At 65.6% G+C, this 7,054-nt stretch carries 6 protein-coding genes and 1 other RNA gene; 2 read left to right on the plus strand and 5 right to left on the minus strand.

Annotated features, from left to right (window positions below; all coding sequences use genetic code 11):
* Nucleotides 1-225: 225 nt before the first annotated feature.
* Both ACE3UY_RS17570 and ACE3UY_RS17575 read left to right on the plus strand, forming a co-directional pair.
* Nucleotides 226-474, plus strand: a complete 249-nt coding sequence (locus tag ACE3UY_RS17570; protein ID WP_374688788.1) for a type II toxin-antitoxin system VapB family antitoxin — start codon at nt 226-228, stop codon at nt 472-474.
* A gap of 19 nt (nt 475-493) precedes the next feature.
* A complete protein-coding gene (locus tag ACE3UY_RS17575; RefSeq protein WP_374688789.1) occupies nt 494-745 on the plus strand; it encodes a type II toxin-antitoxin system VapC family toxin in 252 nt (83 codons plus the stop codon).
* 130 nt (nt 746-875) lie between these two features.
* Here ACE3UY_RS17575 and rsmA read toward each other — a convergent pair whose 3' ends face one another.
* From rsmA to gcvT, 5 genes are all read right to left on the minus strand, one after another.
* A complete protein-coding gene (gene rsmA, locus ACE3UY_RS17580) occupies nt 876-1,697 on the minus strand; it encodes a 16S rRNA (adenine(1518)-N(6)/adenine(1519)-N(6))-dimethyltransferase RsmA (RefSeq protein ID WP_374688790.1) in 822 nt (273 codons plus the stop codon).
* 127 nt (nt 1,698-1,824) lie between these two features.
* Nucleotides 1,825-3,177 carry a ubiquitin-like domain-containing protein gene (locus tag ACE3UY_RS17585; protein WP_374688791.1) on the minus strand — a complete coding sequence of 451 codons (1,353 nt, stop codon included), beginning with the start codon at nt 3,175-3,177 and terminating at the stop codon, nt 1,825-1,827.
* A 126-nt stretch (nt 3,178-3,303) separates the two neighbouring features.
* Nucleotides 3,304-3,402: signal recognition particle sRNA small type (gene ffs, locus ACE3UY_RS17590), an RNA gene on the minus strand.
* Between the two features lie 169 nt (nt 3,403-3,571).
* Entirely contained in the window at nt 3,572-4,072 is a 501-nt protein-coding gene (locus ACE3UY_RS17595) for a phosphoribosyltransferase (protein WP_374688792.1), read from the minus strand.
* 167 nt (nt 4,073-4,239) lie between these two features.
* On the minus strand, nt 4,240-7,054 hold a 2,815-nt coding region (gcvT, locus tag ACE3UY_RS17600; RefSeq protein WP_374688793.1), incomplete at its 5' end, for a glycine cleavage system aminomethyltransferase GcvT.

Below are 7,054 nucleotides of genomic sequence, written 5' to 3' on the forward strand. Positions count from 1 at the left end.
CCGCGCCCAGGCGGCATCGGAGGAACTGGAAGAGGAGTACGCCTACATCACCGGCGACCTGCGGCGGGTGTTCATCCTGGCGGCGATCATGTTCGCGCTGTTGATTGTGGCGAATGTGGTGTGGGGGATGATGGCGGGGTAGGACTTCTCTGGACAATACCGCGCATAAATTAAAGAATGGTTGACGGATTACAGAATTTGGTGTCCTTATCTAGGAGTATGTCAATGTCTGTAAATCTTAAGAATCCCGACGTAGAAAAGTTACTGGACGAGGTTGTCCAGATGACAGGTGAGACCAAGACCGAAGCCGTGCGTAAGGCGCTAGAAGAGCGACGCCAGCGGCTCGTCATGCAAACTATAGTGCCCCAAGATGAAGCGCAATTCTTGGCCTTCCTCAATGATGAGATCTGGTCTACCGTACCGCCCGAGCTTTTAGGAACACAACTGACAAAAGCCGAGGAGAAGCCATCTTAGGATACGGGGAGATAGGTGTATGATCCTCGATTCCTCCGCTGTCGTCGCGCTCTTTATTAAAGAGCCCGGCTACGAAGAGCTAATTCAACGTTTGACAGAGGCAAAGACAATTGGGATTGGCGCTCCAACTCTTGTAGAGTCGGCAATTGAGCTTTCTGCACGAATGAAACGTGACGCGCGAGGACAGCTGGCGCGTTTTATTGAGGAAAGACACGTCACGGTTATCCCTTTACTGAAGCGCACTACAGCGCAGCAGTCACGGCCTGGATGAAGTATGGCTAGGGGCGACATCCGGCTGCACTAAACTTCGGAGATTGCATGGCCTACGCAATGGCTAAAACAGCGAGAATGCCGTTACTCTGCGTCGGCAACGATTTTCGGCAGACAGATGTAGAATCGTACTAATTACCGACTGATAGCTCACCGATCAGTCGCTCCCACTCCCCCACCCCCAACGTCTCCGCCCGCCGCCGTCCGTCAATGCCCGCGGCCGCCAGCGCCGCGGCGATAGCCTCGTCGTCCAGCCCCAGCTGCCGCAGGTTGTTCTTGAGCTGCTTGCGCTTCTCGCTGAAGCCGGCGCGGACGACGCGGAAGAAGGCGCGCTCGCCGGCGGCGTCCCCCTCGCCCAGGCGCGCCTCGTCCACGTCGATGCGCACCACGGCCGAGTCCACGTCCGGCCGCGGCCAGAACGCCCCCGCCTTGATCGCGCTCACCAGCCTTACCCGCCCATAGTACTGCACGCTGACCGCCAGCAGGCTCATCTGCGGCGGCCTGGCCGTCAGCCGGTCGGCCACTTCGCGCTGGACGGTCAGCACCAGACGGCGCGGCCGGGGATGGCTCTCCAGCAGATGGCGCAGGATGGCCCCGGTGATGTAGTAGGGCACGTTGGCGACGACGGCATAGGGCCTGGCGAACCAGTCGGTCGGGTCGAGCGACAGCACGTCGGCGTGGACGAGTTCGACGTTGGCGCAGCCGGCCAATTGCCCCTCCAGCGCCGGCAGCAACCGCCCGTCCAGTTCCACCGCCACCACCCGCCGCGCCAGCCGGCACAGTTGGCGCGTCAGCGCCCCCAGCCCTGGGCCAACCTCCAGTACCTCATCCTCCGGCGCGATTTCGGCCGCCGCGGCGATCCGCGCCAGCAGCCCTTCGTCGTGCAGGAAGTTCTGGCCGAGGCTTTGCTTGGGGCTAAGGCCATATTGGTCGAGGATCACCTTGGGGTGCATGGTTATTAGTAGGCCCGTAGGTCAGTGATTCAGTGAGTCAGTATTCAGTGAGCAATGACGGCCTCGCCATCACCGAATACTGATCGACTGAGCACCGACCTACTGAACACTTCTTACTGCTGACTGCTTACGGCAGTATCCACCGAATCTTGTCCGCCGGCGGCGGCGGGCCGAGGAAGTAGACATCGACTGTGCCCCGCCAGGACTTGAACTCCCCCTCATTATACCCCAGGTCAATGAAGCGCCCCTTGATCCCGCCGCCCGTGTCGCCGGCGTAGGCCACGCCGTAGCCGGGCACGAAGACGTAGCTCCGGAAGGGCACGACGGTCGGGTCGATCGCCACGACGCCCGTGCCCGCCTTGGCCCCGCTGGCGGTGATGCCGTAGTTGGGATCGTCGGGGGCCTTGCCGGAGCTGGCGGCGGTGTAGGACGTGACGCGCATGTTGACCTTGCGCCAGTACTCCACCGGCCCGTTGGGCGTGTCGATGGTGCGCATGACGATGTTCGTCCCATAACGGATGACGTGGTTGACCGGCGCGACGGTGATGCTCTCCCCGTCCGGCGTCCGCAAGACTTCCACCCCGTTCTCCAGCCGCACGCGCGTGCGGCGTTGGAGCACACCGGGGCTGCCCTGGCTGGCCTGGACGATGGTGTCGATCTCCAGATCGGCCGCCGGCTCATAGACCGTCTCGAAGTCGATGGGGATGTCCTCGGCGTCGATGCGCTCGGTGACACGAACGACCTCGATGGCGTCGCCGGGCTGCACGGCCGCGTCCAGCGCCGGCCGGGCGTAGTCGAGCGGCCCCAGGGCGATGCCGTTGTCGGCCAGCACGTCGCGCACGACCGTTGCGCCGCTGCGCACCTCGACCGTCTGGCCGTCGGCGGTGACGACGTAGGGCGCGGCGCGCTCGATGGTGATGGTCATGTCAGGCGACAGCGCTGCCTCGCGCGGCGGCGTCACCGTGTCCAGCGCGGCCAGATGTACGCCCACTTCCAATAGCGCCTCGCCGACCGTCAGCGCCGTCGTCCGCCAGTGGCGGCGCTCCGCGCCGTCAACGATGAACACCGTCTTGTACGGATCGACGACGAGGTGGGCGGGCAGAGGTTGGTCGCGCGACGTGTCCTCCACCGGCAGGCCGTCGGCCAGCAGGCGCGTCCCCGGCGGCGGCGCGAGGTTGATCTCGCCCAGGAAGCCGCCCAGGGTCTCCTGCTGCGTGTGGTAGGTCATTTCGCCGTCGAGCGCCAGTACCGTCACCTCGGCCGCGCGGTCGATGGCGATAGGCGTGGCCGGGTCGGCCGGGGCGTCGGCGGCGGGCGAGACGCGGTCGGCCTCATCCAGCGCCAGCCCGGCCGCCGCTAGCACCTGGCCCACCGTCTCATACCGGCCAACGACCGGCACGGCCGTCCCACCATCCTGGATGGTGTAGGTCAACTCCGCCGGCCGGCAGCCCACGGCCGCTAACGCCAAATTCAGCGCCACGGCAACGCCAACCAGCTTTAATCGAGCGCTTTGCTTACTATTCAAGGGGAGAAGGGGGGCGCTGGCTCACAGGTCACCAACGACCAACCACCAGCGACTAAGCAGAATGCGCCCATGAGCCCGGTGACCGACCAGGTTGTCCTGGGCACCCGGAAGAGACGCCTTAGTGCTGCTTCCTTCCGGACCTGACACGGTTCGACGGCTTCCGCCGCCAGGGACCCAGTGATCACCGGGTTCATGGGCGCATTCATTGTTAACGGGCCAATCATAGCCCATCGGGGCAGCCCGAGCAACGACTCAGGGGGGAGAATCCACAGATTTCTCAGATTTAGTGGTTAGTGGTCAGTAAGCAGTGATCAGTTCTTGATATTGATCACTGCTTACTGACCACTGCTCAATTCCACGCCCCCAACATCTCCGGCCCGCGGTCAAGCTCCCAGGGGTAGATGATGTAGGCGTCGGTCACGGCGGCGTAGTACGTCGGCGCGTAACCGGGGTAGAGCGAATAGGATGGCTTATAGTGCAGGACGCAGATCTCCGGGATGCCGCCCGCGGCGTCCACCCGGTTGGCGACGGTGACGCTGTTGCGCCCCTTCGTCCAGACGTCATCCACCACCAGCACGCGCCGGCCGCGCAAGGTCTCGTCGGCCGGGAACTGGATAAACTCCGGGATGGCGTACTTGACCATTTCCGGCTGCATGCCGGGAAAGTCCGATGGAAAACGCACGGAGGCCGTCAGGATGTAGGTGATGTCGAGCGCTTCGGCCAGCATCCCGCCCGGTACGATGCCGCCGCGGGTGATGATGACCATCGAATCGAACCGTCCGCGAATCTGCGGCACCAGGTAATCGATGAGCTTGTCGACGTCAGACCAGGTTAACACTTCGCGCCGCATTGTCCACTCCTCGTCTGCTGTGAATCCCGATCCTATCCACTTGTCAGACCCATGTCAATTGAAGAGGGGGTTATCCGCAGATTACGCAGATTTCGCAGATTAAGAAAAAACCCATGGAGCGAATTTCTGAAATCTGCCAAATCTGCGTAATCTGCGGATGATAACTCTTACTTCTTCCGCTCGGGGAAGCGCGTAAGCACGGTCGCCGCGTCGGGCATAGGCAGGCGGCTGCCCAGCTCGGTGCGCTCCGGGGCCTTGATGGGCCGCGTCCCGCCGCCCAACTGGTAGACGGCCAACGCCATCCCCGGCTCGCTCAAACTGGTGGGCACAATCGCCTGGCCCAACAGATACCCCTCGCTGTCGATGGCGCAACTGGTGACGCGGCCGATGACTTTGCCGCGTCGATCCAGCACCGGGTCGCCCGACTCCGGCCGGCGCACGCCCTTCTCGTTCATGCGGAAGCGCACCAGGATGTTCTCCCGCTGCGCCTCATGCGCCAGGAAAGCGGCGCGGCCGACGAAGAACGGCTTGTAGGTCTTGACGAAGCTGCCGAAGCCGGCGTCGGCCGGGTTCAGCCCCAGCGTCCCGGCCATCTCGTGGCCGTAGAGCGGCAGGCCGGCCTCCGTCCGCGTGCTGTCGCGCGCGGCCAGGCCGCAAGGCTTCAGGCCCAGCGGCTCGCCGGCGGCCAGCAGCGCATTCCACAGGTCAACCGCCCGGTCGGGATGGATGAACAGCTCGTAGGCCACGCGCTCGCCGGTGTAGCCGGTGCGCGAGATGATCAGGTCGAAGCCCGACGGCTGGGCGCACAGCACCCCGGCCCAGGGCAGCGCCTTCAGCCGCTTGGCGAAGGCCGCGTCGTTACCCGACAAAGCCACCAGCACGTCCGTCGAGCGCGGCCCCTGCAGGGCGATATCCACCCGGCGCTCCGCGCCGTGTTGCGGGTCGCGCAGGTCGCGCAGGACGGCCGGGTGCTGGATGCGCGCCCACGGCCGCGCCACGTCGATCATCACCTCACCCCGATTGACGGCATTGAGCCAGGCCCAATCCTTGTCGTTGTTCGAGGCGTTGACGACGACCAGATAGCGCTGCTCGTCCACGCGGTAGACCATCAGGTCATCGATCACGTCGCCATCGGGCATCAGGAAGTGGCTATACTGCGATTCGCCCACGGCCAGCGCGGCCACGTCGTTGCCAGTGACAGTGTTGAGGAACTCCAGGGCGTGCGGCCCGCTGGCGTCGAACACGCCCATGTGGGTCACGTCGAACAGCCCGGCCGTCTGCCGGACGGCGGCGTGCTCCTCGCCGACGCTGGTGTACCAGACCGGCATGTCGTAGCCGGCGAAGGGAACCATGCGCGCGCCCATTCCCTTGTGCGTCTCGTGCAGCGGCGTCACCTTGATCGGCGGATCGAGCGGCTCCTCCCAACGGAAGGGAGGCAGCGGCTCGCCCGCCGGCCGGCGCTCGCGACCGATGAAGTACGGCTTGCTATCGGCAAAGGCGCTGCCCTGCGGGGCGTCGGGGCGCACCGCGGCCACGGCCCGCGCCATGAAGTTTTCCACCGCGCCGCCGAGCGTCGTCGGGACCACCTCGACGACCAGCGGCCCGGGCAGCCGGGCGTACACGTCCTCGAACTGGACGTAGCCGTCGGCCAGGTCTTGCAGCCACATGGCCGCCTCGGCCGCGTCCTCGGCCGCGTCGAAGTGGAGCGCGTAGTGGCCGGCGTCCAGCCGCTCCAGCGTCGCCCCCAGGTCAATATCCGGGCCGAAGAGGTGCGTCGGCTGGCTTTCCCCTTCGCCCAGCGCGGCCACGTCGCTGGTCAGGGCGTGGTTGAGGAAGACCGGCGCGTCCTCGCCGCGCACGGTGACGGCTGTGCCCGCCGGGGCAGCCGCCACGCCGCGCAACTCGCGGACGATCTGCCGCCCGCGCTTCAACGCCGCGTAATCGACGCGCGCCCGCAACTGCTCCTTGCCGCCCGAGCCGATGGCGCGGTAGGGCGTACAGCCCTTCAGCACGGTCGCCATCGCCTCGGCCAGCCGGTCAACCTCGTGGTCGCCGAAGCCCAGTTGGCTGATCCAGACTGTGCCGATGCGGATGCCGGTGGGCGTCAGCGCGCCCTTGTCGCCGGGGATGGTGTTGCGGTTGACGACGATACCAGTCAGGTCGAGGATGCGCGAGCCCATGTCGCCGGAAAGATGGACGCCATCGTGGCTAACGCTCTTGGTGTCAATCAGTAGCAGGTGGTTCTCGCTGCCCCCGCCAACGACGCGGATGCCGTGGGCCTGGAACTGCTCGGCCAGCCGCTTGGCGTTGGCGACGATGCGCTGCTGGAGCGTGCGGAACTGCTCCGTCCGCGCCAGCTTCAGCGCCACGGCCAGCGCGGCGATGGTGTTCAGGTGCGGCCCGCCCTGCTCGCCGGGGAAGACGGCCCGGTCGATCTTGCGGAACAGATCGCGCCGGTGGGTCATCAGCATGGCCCCGCGCGGCCCGCACAGACTCTTGTGGGTGGTCGTGGAGACGACATCGGCGATGCCGATAGGGCTGGGATGGACGCCGGCGGCGACGAGGCCGGAGATGTGGGCGATGTCGGCCAGCAGGTAGGCCCCCACCTTGTCGGCGATCTCGCGGAAGCGCTGCCAGTCGATGATCAGCGGGTAGGCCGAATAGCCGGCAACGATGATCTGCGGCTTGTGTTCCAGCGCCAGCCGCTCAATGGCGTCATAGTCCAGCACTTCCGTTTCCGGGTCTACGAAGTAGGGCACACCCTTGTAGACCTTGCCGGAACGGTTGACCGGCGAGCCGTGGGTCAGGTGGCCGCCGTCGTTGAGGTTCAGGCCCAGAATAGTATCGCCCGGCTGGAGCAGCGCGGTGTAGACGGCGCTGTTGGCCGGCGCGCCGCTGAGGGGCTGAACGTTGACGTAGAGGTTGTCGGCGCTGATGCCGTTGGCGGCGAAAAGCTCGGCCGCGCGCCGCCGCGCCAGCGCC

Source organism: Promineifilum sp. (SeqCode) (assembly GCF_041918635.1).
In the GTDB taxonomy this organism is placed as follows: Bacteria; Chloroflexota; Anaerolineae; order Promineifilales; family Promineifilaceae; genus Promineifilum.